The organism is Streptomyces zingiberis (genome assembly GCF_012034935.1).
GTDB classification, from domain to species: Bacteria; Actinomycetota; Actinomycetes; order Streptomycetales; family Streptomycetaceae; genus Streptomyces; species Streptomyces zingiberis.
Genome location: NZ_JAATEN010000015.1, coordinates 56,808 through 75,317, shown reverse-complemented (window position 1 = coordinate 75,317; position 18,510 = coordinate 56,808). Strand labels below are relative to the sequence as shown.

The window sequence follows — 18,510 nt, the reverse complement described above, 5'->3', positions numbered from 1 at the left end:
CCCACACGCCGGCACACCCACACGCCGGCACGCCCACGCGTCGGCACGTCGGTACGCCTGTGCACGCCCACGCGCCGGTACGTCAGTACGCCGGCACCGCCGCGTCGAAGGCGCCGCGGGCCAGGCGGTGGAGCAGGGCGGCCATCGGCTCACGGCCGGAGAGGGCGCCCGGGCGGCCGAGGTGCGGGGTGGAGTTGAGCAGGCCGAAGACGGCGTGGACGGAGGCGCGCGCCTCGGCCTCGGTGATCTCCGGGTAGGCGTCCCGGACCACCCCGACCCACAGCTCCACGTACTGCCGCTGGAACTGGCGGACGAGCTTGCGGTCGCTCTCCCGCAGCCGGTCCAGCTCGCGGTCGTGGAGGACGATCAGCGCCCGGTCGTCCAGGGCGAAGTCGATGTGCCCGTCGATCAGGGAGTCCAGCACCGCCCCCGGCGGGCCGCCGGGGCGCGCCTGCGCGGCCTCCTCGACCCGGCGCCGGCCGCCGTGCAGCAGCCGGCTGCTGATGCCGACCAGCAGCTCGGCGAGCATCGCCTCCTTGCCGGGGAAGTGGCGGTAGAGCCCCGGGCCGCTGATGCCCACGGCGGCGCCTATCTCGTCCACCCCCACGCCATGGAAACCGCGCTCGGCGAAGAGGCGCGCGGCTTCGCGGAGGATCTGCTCACGGCGGGTGGGGGCCGCTTCCGCGGCGGCGGAGGTCGTCATGGCCGCATTCTAGACAACAGGGGTTAGCGCTCGTTAACCTGAGCGGAACGTTAACGGTCACTAACCCGCGAGCGAGGGAACCCGACCATGCAGCAGGCACCCGTGCTGAAGAGCGCCGCCGACCCGGCGTCCGGCGCCTGGCACGCCAACGAGGCGGCGCACCGCGAGCTGGCGGCGGAGCTGCGGGAGCGGCTGGCCGCCGCGCGGCTGGGGGGCGGCGCCGCGGCGCGGGCCCGGCACACCGCGCGGGGCAAGCTGCTCCCCCGGGACCGGGTGGACACCCTGCTCGACCCGGGCTCGCCCTTCCTGGAGCTGGCCCCGCTGGCGGCCGAGGGCCTCTACGACGGGGCGGCCCCGGCGGCCGGGGTGATCGCCGGGATCGGGCGGGTCTCCGGCCGCGAGGTGGTGGTCGTCGCCAACGACGCCACGGTCAAGGGCGGCACGTACTACCCGATGACGGTCAAGAAGCACCTCCGCGCCCAGGAGGTCGCGCTGGAGAACCGGCTGCCGTGCGTCTACCTGGTCGACTCCGGCGGCGCGTTCCTGCCGATGCAGGACGAGGTCTTCCCCGACCGGGAGCACTTCGGCCGGATCTTCTACAACCAGGCCCGGCTGTCCGGCGCCGGGATCCCGCAGATCGCGGCCGTCCTGGGCTCCTGCACGGCGGGCGGGGCGTACGTCCCGGCGATGAGCGACGAGGCGGTGATCGTCCGTGGCCAGGGCACGATCTTCCTCGGCGGCCCGCCGCTGGTGAAGGCCGCCACGGGCGAAGTGGTCACGGCGGAGGAGCTGGGCGGCGGCGAGGTGCACTCCCGCGTCTCCGGCGTCACCGACCACCTCGCGGAGGACGACGCCCACGCGCTGGCGATCACCCGCACCATCGTCTCCACCCTCCCCGCGCGCCCGCCGCTGCCCTGGCCCGTGGCGCCGGCCGAGGAGCCGGCGGCGGACCCGGCGGGCCTCTACGGCGTGGTCCCGGCGGACTCCCGCACCCCGTACGACGTCCGCGAGGTGATCGCCCGGATCACCGACGGCTCCCGGTTCGCCGAGTTCAAGGCGGAGTACGGCCAGACGCTGGTCACCGGCTTCGCCCGGATCCACGGCCACCCGGTCGGCATCGTCGCCAACAACGGCATCCTGTTCTCCGAATCGGCCCAGAAGGGCGCCCACTTCATCCAGCTCTGCGACCAGCGCGGCATACCCCTGCTGTTCCTTCAGAACATCTCCGGCTTCATGGTCGGCCGGGAGTACGAGGCGGGCGGTATCGCCAAGCACGGCGCCAAGATGGTCACCGCCGTGGCCTGCGCGCGGGTGCCGAAGCTGACGGTGGTGATCGGCGGCTCGTACGGCGCGGGCAACTACTCCATGTGCGGCCGGGCGTACTCGCCGCGGTTCCTGTGGATGTGGCCCAACGCCAAGATCTCGGTCATGGGCGGCGAGCAGGCCGCGTCCGTGCTGGCCACCGTCAAGCGCGACCAGCTGGAGGCGCGCGGCGAGGGGTGGAGCGCCGAGGACGAGGAGCGCTTCCGCGCCCCGATCCGCGAACGGTACGAGGCCCAGGGCAGCGCCTACTACGCCACGGCCCGCCTCTGGGACGACGGCGTGATCGACCCCCTGGAGACCCGCCAGGTACTGGGCCTGGCCCTCACCGCCTGCGCCAACGCGCCCGTGCCCGAGCGCGATCCGGCGGGCCCGGGCTACGGCGTCTTCCGGATGTGACGGGCCCGGTGGACGGGGCGGGGGCGAGGCGGGGGCCGGCGCGGTGGCCGGCCGGGAGATGGCTCGGGAAGTGGCCCGTGAAGTGGCTCGTGAAGTGACGACGGAGATGACGATGTTCGAGTCCGTACTGGTGGCCAACCGGGGCGAGATCGCGGTGCGCGTGATCCGCACCCTGCGGAGGCTGGGCGTCCGCTCGGTCGCCGTGTTCAGTGACGCCGACGCCGGCGCCCGCCATGTGCGGGAGGCCGACACGGCGGTGCGGATCGGCCCGGCGGCCGCCGCCGAGAGCTATCTGTCGATCGAGCGGCTGCTGGACGCCGCCGCGCGGAGCGGCGCGCGGGCCGTCCACCCGGGGTACGGCTTCCTCGCCGAGAACGCCGCCTTCGTCCGCGCCTGCGAGGCGGCCGGGCTGGTCTTCATCGGCCCGCCGGCCGGCGCCGTCGAGCTGATGGGCGACAAGATCCGCGCCAAGGAGACGGTGCGGAACGCGGGGGTCCCGGTGGTGCCCGGCTCCTCCGGCAGCGGCCTGAGCGACGCCGAACTGGCCGCCGCGGCGCGGGAGATCGGGATGCCCGTGCTGCTGAAGCCCTCCGCGGGCGGTGGCGGCAAGGGGATGCGGCTGGTCCGCGCCGAGGAGGTGCTCGCCGAGGAGATCGCCGCCGCGCGGCGCGAGGCCCGCGGCTCCTTCGGGGACGACACCCTGCTGGTGGAGCGGTGGATCGACCGCCCCCGCCACATCGAGATCCAGCTCCTCGCCGACGGGCACGGCGGTGTGGTGCACCTGGGCGAGCGGGAGTGCTCCCTCCAGCGGCGCCACCAGAAGATCGTCGAGGAGGCGCCCAGCCCGCTGCTGGACGAGGCCACCCGGGCCGCGATGGGCGAGGCCGCCGTCCAGGCCGCCCGCTCCTGCGGCTACCGGGGCGCGGGCACGGTCGAGTTCATCGTCCCCGGTGACGACCCGTCGGCGTACTACTTCATGGAGATGAACACCCGCCTCCAGGTGGAGCACCCGGTCACCGAGCTGGTCACCGGCCTGGATCTGGTCGAGTGGCAGATCCGGGTGGCCGCCGGGGAGCCGCTGGGCCTCACCCAGCGGGACGTCCGTCTCGACGGGCACGCGGTGGAGGCCCGTCTCTGCGCCGAGACGGCCCGCGCGGCGGACGGCGGCCGGGTGGACTTCCTGCCCTCCGCCGGCACGGTCGCGCTGCTCCGTGAGCCGGTGGGTGAGGGTGTCCGCGTCGACTCCGGCCTCGCCACGGGCACGGAGGTCTCCACCTCCTACGACCCGATGCTCGCCAAGGTGATCGCCCACGGCCCGGACCGGGCCACCGCCCTGCGCCGGCTGCGTGCCGCGCTCGCCGCCACGGCGGTGCTGGGCGTGGACACCAACGCGGGCTTCCTCCGCCGTCTGCTGGCCCACCCGGAGGTCGTCTCCGGCGCGATGGACACCGGCCTGGTGGACCGGGACGCGGCCACGCTGGTGCCCACGGAGGTCCCGGCGGAGGTGTACGCGGCGGCGGCACTGCTCCGGCACGCGGCGCTCACCGGGCACGGGGGCGCGGCCCCGGCCGTGGGCGGTGGGGCGGGCGGCGCGGCCCTCCCCGGGCCCGGCTCCGCGGCCGGTCCTGGAGCGGTGGCCGGGTCCGGAGCCCTCACCGGCGGGCCGGTCCACCCGGGCCCGGGCTGGACGGACCCGTTCTCCGTCCCCAGCGGCTGGCGGCTGGGCGGCGTACCGGCGTGGGTACCGCACCACCTGCGGATACCGGGCCGGGCGCCGGTCACCGTCCGGGTGCGCGGCCCGGTGACGGACGCGGAGCTGCTCCTCGCCCCGGCCGGCGAACCGGCCGCCGGTTCGGACGCGCCCGCCACCGGCGCGGCCGGGCGCGAGCCCGGCGGCCCCGGCGGCCCCGCCAACTCCGCCGACGCCACCGCCGCCTCCGACGCCACCGCCTCCGCGGCACCCGCGGCCGCCGTCGTCCGCGCCCGGCTCGTCCCCACCGGGGACGGGACCGCCGGCCGGGGCCCGGGCGCGTCCGCCGCGCGGGGCCGGCTGCTGCTGGAGTACGCCGGGGTCACCCACACCTTCCACCACGCCCCGGACGGCAGCGGCGGCCACTGGCTCGGCCGGGACGGCGACGCCTGGCACGCCGCCGCGTACGACCCCGTGGCGGCGGCGCTGCGCGGCGGTGCGGGCGCGGGGCACGCGGGCGCGCTCACGGCGCCGATGCCCGGCACGGTCACGGTCGTCAAGGCGGCGGTCGGCGAGAGCGTCACCACCGGCCAGAGCCTGCTGGTGGTGGAGGCGATGAAGATGGAGCACGTCATCGCCGCCCCGCACGACGGCACGGTCACGGAGCTGGACGTGACGCCCGGCTCCACCGTCGCCATGGACCAGGTGCTGGCCGTGGTCACCCCGCGCGACCCGCACGGCACCACCGAGGAGACGAGCGATGTCCGTGCCTGACGGCCCCCCGTCCGGACCCGCGTCCGGACCCCCATCCGGACCCGCGGCGGGCGGGCCCCCGCCCGGCGGCTCCCCGGCCGGCGGTCCCGCGCCCGGTGATTCCCCGGCGGGCGCGTCCCCGCCGGAGGTGTCCCTGCCGGGGGTGCCCCCGGGGCTGCCCATGGCCTTCCCCGATCCGGCCCTCCCCGCCCGGGTCCGTATCCACGAGGTGGGCCCCCGGGACGGCCTCCAGAACGAGGCGGCGGCAGTCCCCGTCGAGATCAAGGCCGAGTTCATCCGCCGCCTGGCCGCGACGGGCCTGGACACCGTGGAGGCGACGAGTTTCGTCCACCCCCGGTGGGTGCCGCAGCTCGGCGACGCGGAGCGGCTGATGGAGCTGCTGGCGCAGGCGGGTCTCCCGGCCGGGCTCCGCCTGCCCGTCCTCGTCCCCAACCGCCGGGGGCTGGAGCGCGCCCTGGCCCTCGGGGTACGGGAGGTCGCCGTCTTCGGCAGCGTCACCGAGTCCTTCGCCCGGGCCAACCTCAACCGCTCGGTGGACGAGTCCCTCGCCATCTTCGAACCCGTGGTCGCCCGGGCGAAGGAGGCCGGGATGCGGGTGCGCGGCTACCTCTCCATGTGTTTCGGCGACCCGTGGGAGGGCGCCGTGCCCGTGGCGCGGGTCGCCGGCGCCGGCCGCCGCCTGCTCGACCTCGGCTGCGACGAGCTGAGCCTCGGTGACACCATCGGCGTCGCCACCCCGGGCCATGTCGGGGCGCTGCTCACCGCGCTCGGCGAGGCGGGGGTGGACGCGGCGCGGACCGCGGTCCACTTCCACGACACCTACGGCCAGGCCCTCGCCAACACCCTCACCGCCCTGCGGCACGGCGTCACCACCGTCGACGCCTCCGCGGGCGGCCTCGGCGGCTGCCCCTACGCCAAGAGCGCCACCGGGAACCTCGCCACGGAGGACCTGGTCTGGATGCTGCACGGCCTCGGTATCGAGACCGGGGTCGATCTCGGCCGTCTCACCGCCACCAGCGTGTGGATGGCCGCCCACCTGGGCCGACCCAGCCCGTCCCGCACCGTCCGCGCCCTCGCGGGCACCCCCTCCCACCAGGAGAGCTGAAGATGCCCCTCGACCACCGCCTCACCCCCGAGCACGAGGAACTCCGCCGCACCGTCGAGGAGTTCGCCCACGACGTCGTCGCCCCCAAGATCGGCGAGTTCTACGAGAACCACGAGTTCCCCTACGAGATCGTCCGCGAGATGGGCCGGATGGGCCTCTTCGGCCTGCCGTTCCCCGAGGAGTACGGCGGTATGGGCGGCGACTACCTCGCCCTCGGCCTGGCCCTGGAGGAGCTGGCCCGGGTGGACTCCTCGGTGGCCATCACCCTGGAGGCCGGGGTCTCCCTCGGGGCCATGCCGGTGTACCGGTTCGGCACGGAGGAGCAGAAGCGGGAGTGGCTGCCGCGGATGTGCTCGGGCGAGATCCTGGGCGCCTTCGGCCTCACCGAGCCGGACTGCGGCTCGGACGCCGGCGGCACCCGCACCACCGCCGTGCGCGAGGGCGGCGAGTGGGTGATCAACGGCACCAAGTGCTTCATCACCAACTCCGGCACGGACATCACCGGCCTGGTCACGGTCACCGCCGTCACCGGCCGCAAGCCGGACGGGCGCCCCGAGATCTCCTCGATCATCGTCCCCTCGGGCACCCCGGGCTTCACCGTCGCCGCCCCGTACTCCAAGGTCGGCTGGAACGCCTCGGACACCCGGGAGCTGTCCTTCTCCGGCGTACGGGTCCCGGCCGCCAACCTGCTCGGGGAGGAGGGCCGCGGCTACGCCCAGTTCCTGCGCATCCTGGACGAGGGGCGCATCGCGATCTCGGCGCTGGCCACCGGGCTCGCCCAGGGCTGTGTGGACGAGTCGGTCACCTACGCCAGGGACCGCACGGCGTTCGGCAGGCCCATCGGCGACAACCAGGCGATCCAGTTCAAGCTGGCCGACATGGAGATGCGGGCCCACACCGCCCGGCTGGCCTGGCGGGACGCGGCCTCCCGGCTGCTGGCGGGCGAGCCGTTCAAGAAGGAGGCGGCCCTCGCCAAGCTGTACTCCTCGGAGATCGCCGTGACCAACGCCCGTGAGGCGACGCAGATCCACGGCGGCTACGGCTTCATGAACGAGTACCCGGTGGCCCGGATGTGGCGGGACTCCAAGATCCTGGAGATCGGGGAGGGCACGAGCGAGGTGCAACGCATGCTGATCGCCCGCGAGCTGGGCTTCACCTCCTGACGGAGGGGAACGGGTTCGCCCGGGGGACGCGGGGTGGGCGCGGGGCCGCGTCCACCCCTTACGCCTGACCGCCCGGCGCCATGCCCGTACTCGGCCCCTGCCCGCCCGGAGCCCCGGCCCGCCCCTGACCGCCCGGCGCCCGCGGCTGCCCCTGACCGCCCGACACCCGCACCCGCACCCCGCCGCCGGCCGCCCGGCGCCCGCGCCCGCCCGGTGGCCCTGCCTGTCTCTCCCTCCGCACCACCGTCCCGCCGGCCGGCCCCGGACCCACCGCCCTCCCGCCGGCCCCGGGCCCCGGACGCCCCCGTGCGCCCCGCTCCGGTGGCTCTCCCCCGGCGCAGGGAGAAGACTGGTGTACGGGGCGGCGGGCGGGCCCGGCCACCGTCACCCCGTCCCGCGGAGCCGCGGGCCGCGCGCCGCGGGCACGCGGAGAGGCACGCGGGACGGGCGCACGGGACGGGCGCACGGCAAGCGCGCGGAGGGAGACGACCATGCGGTTCGCGGTGATGGGCGGCACCGGCCTGATCGGTTCCCAGGTCGTGCGGAAGCTCAGGGCGGCGGGGCACGAGGCCACGTCCCACTCCCGCTCCACCGGGGTGGACCTGGTCACCGGTGAGGGGATCAGGGAGGCCGTGGAGGGTGCCGAGGTCGTGATCGACCTGACGAAGGCCCCGGCCTTCGACCGCTCCGCGCACGCCTTCTACCAGGCCACCATGGACCACCTGCTGACGGCGAGCCGCGAGGCCGGCGTCCGTCACGTGGTGATCCTCTCCATCGTCGGCGCCGAACGGGTCCCCGGCGACGGTTACTACGGCGCGAAGGTGCTGCAGGAGGAGCTCGTCCGTGCCGGCTCCCTCCCCTATTCGATCGTGCGTTCCACCCAGTTCATGGAGTTCGTCGACGCGGTCCTGACGGGGACCGTGGCGCTGGACGACGTGCGCCTGCCCACCACCCCGCTCCAGCCGATCGCCGCCGGGGACGTCGCCGACGTCGTGGCCGAGGTGGCCCTGGGCGCGCCCCTGCGGGGCATCCGGGAGATCGCCGGCCCGGAGGTCCTCCCCCTCGACCAGATCGGCCGGCGCAGGCTGGAGTCGCGCGGCGAGCGCCGGACCGTCATCGTGGACGAGAGCGCGGGCCTCTACGCGGGCCTCCCCGGTGACGCGCTGACCGCCGGCCCGGACACGGAGATCGCCCCGACCAGCTACGCCGACTGGCTCGCGCGGGCCCCCGGGTAGACGCCCGGGGCGGCGGCCCGTCGCCCCGGCCACCCCCACCGCGGCCCGGCCCCGGCCGGGACAGGGAGGCCGCCGGGCCCGCCCCGCGCCGGGCCCGGCCGGGTCCCGGAGCGCCGCCCCGGGACCCGGCCCCCGCACCTGCCCCAACCCGGCCCGGACCAGTTCGGCCCGGCCCAACCCGGCAGGAGAGGGGCGCGCCCGCCGCGTCAGACGCGCTGGAGCCGGAAGCGCTGGTTGCCGCCGCCGTTCTCCGTCCACTGGGAGATCCGGGCGCCGTCGGCGGTGGAGCCCTCCCACACGTCCATGGCCAGCCCGCTCTGCCGGTTGACCAGGCCGATCAGCCCGCCGCCGAGGTCCGTCACCCGCCACTGCTGGGCGGCGCCGCCGTTGTCGGCCTGCTGGGTGATGTCGGCTCCGGTGGCTGTGGAGGACACCTGGAGCACGAGACCGCTGTGGCGGGCCCGGATCCGGTGGTAGCCGCCGGAGGAGGGCACGAAGTCGAACTGCTGGTTGAGTCCGCTGCCCGCCGGCCACTGGACCAGCCGGGCGCCGGCGGCGGTCGCGGCGCCCTCGACGTCGGCGGCCTTGCCGCTGTGCTGCGCCACCAGCCGGTAGTACACCCCGGTCTCCACCGGGCCGCCGCTTCCCCCGCCCTCCACCGGCCGGCGGGACAGCGCCATCGCCTGGCCGGCGTCCGGCAGGGGCCGCAGCCGGTAGCTGTAGGAGTAGTCGCGGTCGGCGAAGAGCTTGTAGCGGTCGAGGGTGTGCGCGCCCCAGCTGTCGTTGCCGCCGACGCCCATCTGCCGGTGGCTCAGCCGCAGCACGACCTCCTTGCGCGGGGTCAGCTGATGGTCGTGGCGGGCCCCGGTGGAGAGGTCCTCCGGGGTGAAGTGGGAGGCGTTCACCTCCAGCAGCGGTTCCCCGTACGCGAGGAGGCCGCGCCCGGCGCCGTTCACCAGGGCGACCCAGCGGACGTCGGTCTTGTTGCCGTTCTCCTGCGGCCGGATGTAGCCGGTCCACTGCCCGGAGACGGTCGAGCTGTAGACGCCCACGTCGGAGCCGCTGTTGCGGTCCCAGTGGTTCTCCTCCGGCCCGCGGCCGTAGTAGCGCATCTGTTCCAGTTCACCGGGGAGGGTCAGGATCGTCCCCACCTCGGGGAGGTAGGGCAGGCTCGCCGCGCCCGGCCGGAGCGTGTTGTCGACCTTGATCTCCCCGTTGCCGTAGACGGTGTACGTGGTGGTGTACGAGGACGCGGGGCCGGTCGGGAGGGTGCCGGTGACGGCGATCCGCACCGAGCGGTCGGAGAGCCGCTCGGCGGTGACGCGGGTGACCGTCCGGTCGGTGCCGGCACGGCGCCAGGTGGCGTTGCGGCTGGGCTGCCCGTTGCCCCGGTCGTTGTCGGTGGGCGCGCGCCAGAAGTTCGGGGCGGGGCCGGAGGCGATCAGCCGCATGCCCATCGCCTCGTACGCGGTGATCTCGCCGGTGGCCTTGGAGACGGCGAGGGTGAAGTCCGTGCCGGTGACGGTGATCCGGTCCCCGGTCTCGGCGTGGGTCAGCGTGGGCACGTCCGCGATCGGGGTGCCCTTGACCGGCGGGCTCGCGAAGTCGACCGGCAGTTGCTGCTTCGCCACCTCGAACCCGGCGTCCGCCCACGCGGCCTTGGACCGGAGCGTGAACGACAGCCGCAGGAAGTGTTCCGCGCCGGGCGCGGGGTCGGCCGGGCGCTGGACGGGGAGTTGCACCGTCTTGCTCGTCAGCGGGGGGATGTCGAGCTGCGCGGCGGTGAGCTCGCCGCTGCCGATCACCGCGCCGTCGGCGATCAGGGCCCACGTCCCCTCGAAGGCCTGGACGTTGGTGAAGAGGTACTCGTTGGTGATGCGGACGCTGCCGGCGCCGGCATCGGAACCGGCGGCGACGTTGATCGCCTGGTACTGCTGTTTGACCTCGGCCGCCTTGCCGGACGGCTTGCGGTCGGCGGGCAGGATCCCGTTGGCGCAGAAGTTGTCCGCGACATCGGGCTTGTCGCCCCAGTCGCCGCCGTAGGAGAAGTACGTCGCCCCGCCGCCGGAGGGGACGGGGCGCCGCAGGGCCTGGTCGACGAAGTCCCAGATGTAGCCGCCTTGCAGGATGGCGTGGGCCCGGACGGTGTCCCAGTACTCCTTGAGGTTGCCGACGGAGTTGCCCATCGCGTGGGCGTACTCGATCATCACGTACGGCCGCCGGTCGGATTCGCCGGCGCGTTCGGCCACCCGGGACGGCGACTCGTACATCCGCGACCGCAGGTCGCTGACCTCCGCCCGGTTGTCCCCCTCGTAGTGGATGATCCGGGTGGGGTCGGCCGAGCGGATCCAGTTGCGCATGGCGACGAAGTTGGAGCCCCCGCCGGCTTCGTTGCCGAGCGACCAGATGCAGACCGAGGCGTGGTTCTTGTCGCGGTGAACCATCTCGGAGGCACGGTCGACACACGCCGAGGTCCAGTCCGCCCGGGAGGCCGGGTAGTTGCCCGAGATCCCGTGGGTCTCCAGATTGGCCTCGTCCATGACGTAGAGGCCGTACGCGTCGGCCAGGTCGTACCACAGCGGGTTGTTGGGGTAGTGCGAGGTGCGGACCGCGTTGACGTTGAGCCGCTTCATCACCTCGATGTCACGGACCATGTCGGCCCGGGTCAGCGCCATGCCCCGGTCGGGGTCGATCTCGTGCCGGTTGACGCCGCGCAGCGAGACGGGCTGCCCGTTGATCCGCATCAGCCCGTCCTTGATCGCGAACTCGCGGAAGCCGACCCGCGCCGAGACGATCTGGACGACCGCGCCCGACGGGTCCCGCAACTGGAGCACGGCGGTGTAGAGGTTCGGGTGCTCGGCCGACCAGAGCTTGGGCCCCTGGACGGCCTTCCGTCCCTGCGCGGTCGCGTCCCGGCCGGCCTGCACCGAACCGGTGTCCACCTGTGTCCGCAGCGGCTCCGGCCAGACGGCCTTCCGGTCCGCGTCGTAGAGCTGGGTCTCGACGGTGTAGGTCCCCGCCTGCTGGGCCCCCTTGGTGCGGACGGCGACGGCGACCGTCAGGTCCGCGTTGGTGTAGTTGTCCCGCAGCGGGGTGCCGAGGGTGAAGTCCCGCAGGTGCACGGCCGGGAGGGAGTGGAGGAACACCGGCCGGAAGATCCCGGACATCCGGATCATGTCCTGGTCCTCCAGCCAGTCCCCGTCCGGGAACCGGTAGACCTCGACCGCGACGAGGTTGCTCCCCGGCCGGACGTGGTCGGTGATGTCGAACTCCGCCGGGGTGAACGAGCCCTCGCGGTACCCCACTTTCGTGCCGTTGACCCAGAGGTAGAAGGCGGACTTGACGCCCTCGAAGTGGATGTGGACCCGCCGGCCCTGCCAGCCGGACGGAAGGTCGAACGTGCGGCGGTACTGCCCGACCGGGTTGAACCGCAGCGGCACCTCCGGCGGCTGCGACGCCTCGTTCTGGCCGCTCCCGCCCCACCACGGGTAGGCGATGTTGACGTAGATCGGGAAGTCGTAACCGTGCTGCTGCCAGTTGGCCGGTACGGGGATCGTCTTCCAGGAGCCGTCGTTCACCTCAGGGCGGTGGAAGCCGGTGTCCCGGTCGTCCGGCCGGGTGACGTGCTGGAACCGCCAGTTCCCGTCGAGGGGGAGCCGGTACGGGGAGGTGGTGCGGTCCGCGTCCAGCGCCTGCTGGAGATCGCCGTACGGCATGAACGTCGCGTGCGGCGGCTCCGCGTTGACCTGGAAGATCCCGATGTTGTTGCGCCACTCGGGAAAGCCGTTGGGCGGGTCGGGCCAGGCCGCGGCGGCCTTGGCGCCCCCGGCCGTCGCCGCCCCGGTCCCGGCCCCCGCGGCCGCCCCGGTCACCGGCGAGGCGAAGGCGGGAGAGGACCAGGCGGCGGTCCCCAGGGCGGCCAGGCCGCCGCCGAGGATCGTACGGCGCCGGACCGGCGAGGGGCGCCCGGGCGAGGCGGGGCCCTCGGGGGATGCGGACCGCTCGGGGGACGCGGGGAATTCGGGGGATGCGGGGGATTCGGGCATGTCTGGCACCTGTGCCTCCCTGTGGGCGGGGTTCGCTGTCACGATGTGCCGCCGCGTGCGGACGTCCGCCGGGCGCGGGCGAACGCGCGCGCGGGAACGGACTGGGCACATCGGCGGTACGGCACATCGGCGGTACGGCGGTGCGATGGTGCGGCTCAGCCCACCGGCCACGCGCCCCGGGGCCACGGCGGGCCGGTCCAGGTGGAGCACAGGGCGTCCCGGCGGCGTGGGCGGTGTCGAACAGGTCACCCCGGGCGGGGAGGCCGGGAGGGCGGGGCGGGGAACGCGAGACGGGCGGAGAGCGCGGACGCCGCGGACGCCGCACCTGCCGTCACCGGCACCGCGCGAGAACCACCCTCACGTCCGGATCTCCCTGACACGGCCCGCGCCCCGCCGGACCGAACCGATTCCCCGAACTCACCGCCGGCCGCCTCCGGTCGGGCACGATCCCCCCTCGGCGGTGACACGCCGGAGACATTAGATGTCTGGTCACCCGAGCGCAATCCTTCGACCACGAAGACATCGGATGTCTTCACCTGCCGGCCGACGGCGCGTCAGCGCGCCGCGCACCGGGCCGCCAGGTGCGGGACCCGGGCTCCCCCGCACCTCACATGGCCGGGCCCGACGGCCGCCGGCTGCGGTCGCGTCGGCCGGCCGTCCCGGACCACCGTCCGGGACGGAATCCGAACCACCCGGGCGAGGCCCCGGCCGCCCCCACGCCATCCCCTCTCGAAGCGGTTCACTGCGACGGTGACATGAAGCGACATCCCATGTCCTGACCGCCCACCCCACGAGGCAACACCTACCGCGTCCGGGGGACGGACAGCCGGCACGGCGGCCGGCACACCGACGGACGCACCCCGGTCCACCGGCCGCCGCACCGACGCGCCCCCGCCGCATCGGCGGGTCCCGCCCGGGCTCCCGCACGGAACCCGGCCGGGCGGGCCCCGCCGCTGCGGCGGGCGAGCCGGGGCCCCTGGCCGAGGCCCCGGACCCGGTGGCGGGCGCCGGGAACCCCGGGGGACGGGACTCCCCCGTCAGCTGCCGGAAGCCGCCGTCAGGGGCACAGGCGTCGACTGACGAGGCGTCACTCCCCCGGGGCTCCGGACCGGTCCTCCGGAGGACCCGTGTCTCCCGGTACCCACGACGCCCGGGGGCCGTGACCGGCGTCCTCGCGCCGGCCACGGACCCCGGGCGGTCATCTCGGGCCCGTCGGGCCCGTCGGCTCCCGCTACCCGAACCGGCCCACCTCGTAGTCCCCGGCGGGCTGCCGGACCATGACGTTCACCCGGTTCGCGGCGTTGATGAAGGCGATGTTGAACACCAGGGCGGCCAGTTCCTCCTCGGTGAAGTGGTGGGCGGCCTTCGCCCACACCTCGTCCGGGACGCCGCCCGCCGCGTCCGCGATGCGGGTACCCTCCTCCGTCAGCTCCAGCGCGGCGCGCTCCGCCTCCGTGAAGACCGTGGCCTCGCGCCAGGTGGCGACCAGGTGGAGGCGGGCGTGCGACTCCCCCGCGGCGACGGCCTCCTTGGTGTGCATGTCACCGCAGAAGCCGCACCCGTTGATCTGGCTCGCGCGGAGCCTCACCAGTTCCAGGGTGGTGAGGGGCACGGTCGACTGGGACATCACCTGCCCGGCCGCGAGCATGTGCTGCGAGAACGTGCGGCCGATCGAGCTGCCGAAGAGATTCAAGCGGGCGTCCATCCAGGGCTCCTCCGTCGTTGCCGTTGACTGCGCAGGGAGGACGGAACAGCCCGGCGGAGTGTGACGGGGGACGGATGTGGCGTGCGTCTCCCGCTCACTCCGCCCCGCTCACTCCCACGGGATCTGCGGCGAACGGTGGTAGTTGATGCCGAGCGCCTCCCAGCGCGGGCCGTGGGTGGCGATCCGCTGCCGGTAGTCGGCCCAGTCGAGCGCGTCCGCCGGGGACCAGCCCAGTTCGGCGATGCCCGGCAGCCGCGGGAAGGCCATGAACTCGATGTCGTCGCCGGTCTCCAGCGTCTCCGACCAGAGCGGGGCCTCGACGCCGAGGATGGCCGACTCCGGCGCGCCCCGCAGATAGCTGCCGGGGTCCCAGCTGTAGGACTGCTCGGGCTGGACGTACCCGGCCCAGCTCAGCCCGAGCGGGGTGTCCTCGTCGTACTTCATGTCCAGATAGGCACGGTTGGCCGGGGAGAGGACGATCTTCGTCCCGGCCCGGGCCGCCGCCGCGACCTGCTCGTCGTCACCGGACGTGCCCCAGTACTGGGCGACGGCGCCCTCGACGGGCCGGGCCCCGGTGATCTGGTGCCAGCCGACCACCGTCTTGCCGTAGCGGCCGACGATCTCCTGGGCGCGGTCCATGAACCGCGCGTAGTCCTCGTGGCTGGTGGCGTGTGCCTCGTCACCGCCGATGTGGAGGTAGCGGCCGGGGGTCAGTTCGGCCAGCTCACGCACCACGTCGTCGACGAAGTCGTAGGTGATCTCCTTGTCGGCGCAGAGGGAGCTGAAGCCCACCTCGATGCCGGTGTAGAGGGGCGGGGCGACGCCGTCGCAGTTCAGCTCCGCGTAGGAGGAGAGCGCGGCGTTGGTGTGGCCCGGCATGTCGATCTCGGGGATGACCTCCAGGTAGCGCTCGGCGGCGTAGGAGACGATCTCGCGGTAGTCGTCCTTGGTGTAATGACCGCCGGGGCCGCCGCCCACCTCCGTGGAACCGCCGTGCGTGGCCAGGCGCGGCCAGGAGTCGATCGCGATGCGCCAGCCCTGGTCGTCGGAGAGGTGCAGGTGCAGCTTGTTGATCTTGTAGAGGGCGAGCTGGTCGATGTACCGCTTGACCTGCTCCACGGTGAAGAAGTGGCGGGAGACGTCCAGCATGGCGCCCCGGTGGGTGAAGCGCGGCGCGTCGGTGACGGTGCCGCCGGGCACGGTCCACGGGCCCGGCTGCCGGGTGTCCGCCTCGGCCGCCGCGGGCAGGAGCTGCCGGAGCGTCTGGACGCCGCGGAAGAGCCCGGCGTGGCGCGGGGCGGTGACGGTGACCCCGCCGGGCGCCGAGTGCAGCCGGTAGGACTCGGCAGCGGCCGTCCCGTCCCCGCCGGCCGCCGCACCCGTGCCGCTGCCCGGGCCCTTGCCGTCTTCCGCGCCGCCGGCGGCGGCCGTCTCCCCCGCGCCGTCCGCCGAGGCGCCGCCGGGACCGCCCCCGGACTGCCTCGCGGCGCCCAGTTTCAGGGTGATGCCGCCCTTGCCCTGCCGGGTGGTGACCGGCAGGGCGTAGCCGGTGGACGGGCGCAGCACGGAGGCGAGGTGCTCGCCGATGCGGCGGCTCGCGGGGGAATCGTCCACGCGGATCGCCGTCCCCGGGCCGATCCGGTACGGCTCGCCGCCCGGCCGCACGGAGGCGGGGGCGGGCACGAGCCGGTCGAAGGCGGAGGACGCCGGGGAGCCCGGGCCCCTGGCCGGGCCGTCCGTCTCCGGAGCCGCCGCGGCGGCCGGGGAGGCCGCGGCTCCGCCGGTGGTGACGAGCAGCAGCGCGCAGAGGAGTCTGAGGGCGGATCGGGGATGGTGGGGAGTGGCACCGGTTCGTCGCACGACGATCCCTTCCGACGGTTTCTGTCCGGGTGATCCGTGTGAGTGACGCGTGGGTGAGTGGAGCGACCGATGGGCTCCATGAGACCGGGGCCCCCTGTGCGGGTCAAGGGTTTAGACCAATTTCCCTCTCCGCTCAGGAACCGGCCGAACACCGCCTTGCGGGCGACCAGTTGGCCGACACGGCGGGTTTCGGCACCGGCACCGCCCGGCGGGGCGGATTTTGGAAGAATCGGCGCCATGGCGGAGATCACCCAGCGGGACGGCACCTGGCACTTCGACGGGGAGACCATCCGGATCGTGCCCGGCCACGACAAGGGCGTGGGCCCGTTCCGCCGGGCCCTCGGCGAGCTGGCCGTCCCCTTGCGGGCCGTGGCCGGGATCTCCCACGAGCCGGGGCGCCGCGGCGGCCGGCTGCGGCTCCGCCTCCGCCACGGGGCCGACCCGGTGCTCCAGATCACCGGTGGCAAGCTGCGCGGCCCCGACGACCCGTACCAGCTCGCGGTGGCCGCCGAACGCGCCGACCTGGCGGACTACTGCGTCGACGAGGTGCGCAACGCCCTCCTCCTCGACCAGGTGGAGCCGGGCCCCGTCGACCGTTACCTGCTGCCCGGCCCGTCCGTACCGGTCACGGCGGGGGCCGGGGACGGCACGGTCCACTTCGACGGCGAGCGGATCCTGCTGGAATGGAACTGGAAGACGGAGGAGTCGAAGAAGTCCGGCGGGCCGCGCGTACTGGCCCTGCGCGAGGTCGAGTCGGTGGAGTGGTCGCCGTCGGCCGGGCTGGAGAACGGCTACCTCCGCTTCGTCCCCCGGGGTGCGGCCTCGGGCGCCCGTGTCCCCGCCAAGTACGACCCGTTCGCCGTCGACCTCTACGGCTTCCGCAAGGACCCGCTGATGGCGCTGGTCGCCGCCGCGGTGGCGGCCCGCCTCCCGCACCCGGCCGCGCCCCGCCGGGGCCCCGGGCACGACGGCCCCGATCACGACGGCCCCGCGTCCCCCGGCACGACGCTCACCCCGGAGACCGGCCGCGACACCCCGCGGCTCCCGGACGCCGGGGCCCCGCCCGCGGCCCCCGCGCCCGGCCCGGGCGGTGACGACCACGACGTGCTGCTGCGCCGCCTCCGCGAGCTGGGCGAACTCCACCGCGCGGGCGTCCTCACCGACGAGGAGTTCACGGCCGCGAAGCAGGCGATCCTGAGCCGGTTCTGAGCGGTGCGGTCACCGCGACGCTGCCACCGCGGCGGGAACGGTGGCGGTCGCGCCGGCCACGTCGCGGGGGACCGAGACCGCGTGGCCCGTGGGGAGGGGGCGCGAGCACCCGCACTCCACAAAGGTGCGGAAAGTGCGGCACTTCCCCCTGCGGAGGATCTTCTCGACCTGGCCGGAATCAGCCCCTCCCCATGCGCGCACCTGATCAACCCGTTGTGACATGAGCACCGCACGGGGGAGGTGGCGCGGGAGCGCCACCGGAGGGCGGCGGCGCGCCTCCTCCGCCCTCGCGCGCCCTCCCCGGCTTGTCCCGACCGCCTGGAACGGAGCGACCGGTACCCACCCCTCCGCTCATCCGGGCCTTCTCCACGGCACCCGACAGGCGTCGATGACGCGCACGCGACGCGCCACCCGTCGGCCACACACCACACGCACCGTCAAAACTTGCTGCTCATACGGGGCTTGAACCCACCCGTGTGCGAATCGATCTTCAGGGAACCTCCTGGGGCCGATGTGCACACCGTGTGAAGGTGTTCGCCGTGGCGGTCACGGGGGCCGCCCAGCGCTTCCTGGGGGGGAAGATGCAGATCTCACGTGCCTCGGGCACGTCCGTCCGGCGTGCCCGGAGACGTACCGGTACCGGTTCCACCACCGGCGGCGGGGCAGCCCGGACAGCCCGCGCGGCCCTCGTGGCCGCGACCTGCCTGGCGGCGACCGCGCTGGGGACGGGCGTGGCCTCGGCCGGTTCCGGCCCCGCGCCGGCTCCCGGCGGCGCACCGGAGGGGGCCGCCGGCTCCGAATCCGGCAACCCGGCCAGCGCCCGGGCCCAGGCGTCCGGAGTGTGCGAGGACGCCCATCAGATCGGTTCCACCGCCTACATCTACCGGAACGGCGAGACGATCGCCTCGGTCAAGCAGTTCTACTCGCCCGGCTGCGACGAGAACTACGGCTATGCCTGGGTGTGGAAGTCCTTCCTCGACCAGGACCTCCGCTTCGACCTGACGGTCGGGGTGTGGTCCTACGACCGCGAGTACCTGGTCGGTGCGCACCGGGCCTTCGACACCCACGAGCAGGAGTTCTGGGGCAACCCCGCCGACACGGTGGCGGAGTGCACCGCCGCCGAGGGCGCGCTGAGCCTCGCCGGTGAGGAAGGCCCCTACTCGGCCCGGAGTTCGAAGCGCTGCTGAGCGGGGCCCGGCGGCAGCGGCGCGCCGCCCGCGCGGCGCTGCCGTGAGCCGTCACCGCCCCCTGCTGTACCGATCCGGCCTCCACCACCCCCGCTTCCCACCCCGCCGCCGCGC

The 18,510-nt window shown here is 74.6% G+C and carries 11 protein-coding genes; 7 read left to right on the top strand and 4 right to left on the bottom strand.

Annotated features, from left to right (window positions below; translation table 11 throughout):
• Positions 1 to 82: 82 nt before the first annotated feature.
• Positions 83 to 703: an SACE_7040 family transcriptional regulator gene (locus HCK00_RS18780; protein WP_168103158.1), complete on the bottom strand. Its 621-nt coding sequence runs from the start codon at positions 701 to 703 to the stop codon at positions 83 to 85.
• An 87-nt stretch (positions 704 to 790) separates the two neighbouring features.
• On the opposite strand from HCK00_RS18780, the gene HCK00_RS18775 reads away from it, so the two are divergent.
• The 5 genes from HCK00_RS18775 to HCK00_RS18755 all read left to right on the top strand — a co-directional run bounded on the left by HCK00_RS18775 (position 791) and on the right by HCK00_RS18755 (position 8,389).
• A complete protein-coding gene (locus tag HCK00_RS18775) occupies positions 791 to 2,422 on the top strand; it encodes a carboxyl transferase domain-containing protein (RefSeq protein WP_168103157.1) in 1,632 nt (543 codons plus the stop codon).
• 112 nt (positions 2,423 to 2,534) lie between these two features.
• The gene (locus HCK00_RS18770; protein WP_168103156.1) at positions 2,535 to 4,886 is read left to right on the top strand and encodes an acetyl/propionyl/methylcrotonyl-CoA carboxylase subunit alpha; all 2,352 of its coding nucleotides are present in this window, start codon (positions 2,535 to 2,537) and stop codon (positions 4,884 to 4,886) included.
• 160 nt (positions 4,887 to 5,046) lie between these two features.
• Entirely contained in the window at positions 5,047 to 5,991 is a 945-nt protein-coding gene (locus tag HCK00_RS18765; RefSeq protein ID WP_168103155.1) for a hydroxymethylglutaryl-CoA lyase, read from the top strand.
• Between the two features lie 2 nt (positions 5,992 to 5,993).
• Positions 5,994 to 7,154, top strand: coding sequence for an acyl-CoA dehydrogenase family protein (locus HCK00_RS18760; RefSeq protein ID WP_168103154.1), 1,161 nt, complete (start codon positions 5,994 to 5,996; stop codon positions 7,152 to 7,154).
• Between the two features lie 491 nt (positions 7,155 to 7,645).
• The gene (locus tag HCK00_RS18755; protein WP_168103153.1) at positions 7,646 to 8,389 is read left to right on the top strand and encodes an SDR family oxidoreductase; all 744 of its coding nucleotides are present in this window, start codon (positions 7,646 to 7,648) and stop codon (positions 8,387 to 8,389) included.
• A gap of 206 nt (positions 8,390 to 8,595) precedes the next feature.
• Here HCK00_RS18755 and lacZ read toward each other — a convergent pair whose 3' ends face one another.
• The 3 genes from lacZ to HCK00_RS18740 all read right to left on the bottom strand — a co-directional run bounded on the left by lacZ (position 8,596) and on the right by HCK00_RS18740 (position 16,000).
• A complete protein-coding gene (lacZ, locus tag HCK00_RS18750; RefSeq protein ID WP_168103152.1) occupies positions 8,596 to 12,435 on the bottom strand; it encodes a beta-galactosidase, LacZ type in 3,840 nt (1,279 codons plus the stop codon).
• A gap of 1,231 nt (positions 12,436 to 13,666) precedes the next feature.
• Positions 13,667 to 14,140: a carboxymuconolactone decarboxylase family protein gene (locus HCK00_RS18745; RefSeq protein WP_168103151.1), complete on the bottom strand. Its 474-nt coding sequence runs from the start codon at positions 14,138 to 14,140 to the stop codon at positions 13,667 to 13,669.
• 108 nt (positions 14,141 to 14,248) lie between these two features.
• Positions 14,249 to 16,000 (bottom strand): beta-N-acetylhexosaminidase, encoded by a 1,752-nt coding sequence (locus HCK00_RS18740; protein ID WP_311765380.1) that lies wholly within the window; start codon positions 15,998 to 16,000, stop codon positions 14,249 to 14,251.
• 237 nt (positions 16,001 to 16,237) lie between these two features.
• Between HCK00_RS18740 and HCK00_RS18735 the strand changes: the two genes are divergently transcribed.
• Positions 16,238 to 17,209, top strand: a complete 972-nt coding sequence (locus HCK00_RS18735; RefSeq protein ID WP_168103150.1) for a DUF4429 domain-containing protein — start codon at positions 16,238 to 16,240, stop codon at positions 17,207 to 17,209.
• A gap of 539 nt (positions 17,210 to 17,748) precedes the next feature.
• Positions 17,749 to 18,396, top strand: coding sequence for a hypothetical protein (locus HCK00_RS18730; protein ID WP_311765379.1), 648 nt, complete (start codon positions 17,749 to 17,751; stop codon positions 18,394 to 18,396).
• Positions 18,397 to 18,510 lie beyond the last annotated feature (114 nt).

Bases quoted from the DNA above. Each gene is read 5' to 3' on its own strand.
- HCK00_RS18775 (WP_168103157.1), top strand. From the start codon at position 791: ATGCAGCAGGCACCCGTGCTGAAGAGCGCCGCCGACCCGGCGTCCGGC.
- HCK00_RS18760 (WP_168103154.1), top strand. From the start codon at position 5,994: ATGCCCCTCGACCACCGCCTCACCCCCGAGCACGAGGAACTCCGCCGC.
- lacZ (WP_168103152.1), bottom strand. From the start codon at position 12,435: ATGCCCGAATCCCCCGCATCCCCCGAATTCCCCGCGTCCCCCGAGCGG.
- HCK00_RS18755 (WP_168103153.1), top strand. From the start codon at position 7,646: ATGCGGTTCGCGGTGATGGGCGGCACCGGCCTGATCGGTTCCCAGGTC.
- HCK00_RS18745 (WP_168103151.1), bottom strand. From the start codon at position 14,140: ATGGACGCCCGCTTGAATCTCTTCGGCAGCTCGATCGGCCGCACGTTC.
- HCK00_RS18770 (WP_168103156.1), top strand. From the start codon at position 2,535: ATGTTCGAGTCCGTACTGGTGGCCAACCGGGGCGAGATCGCGGTGCGC.
- HCK00_RS18735 (WP_168103150.1), top strand. From the start codon at position 16,238: ATGGCGGAGATCACCCAGCGGGACGGCACCTGGCACTTCGACGGGGAG.
- HCK00_RS18780 (WP_168103158.1), bottom strand. From the start codon at position 703: ATGACGACCTCCGCCGCCGCGGAAGCGGCCCCCACCCGCCGTGAGCAG.
- HCK00_RS18765 (WP_168103155.1), top strand. From the start codon at position 5,047: ATGGCCTTCCCCGATCCGGCCCTCCCCGCCCGGGTCCGTATCCACGAG.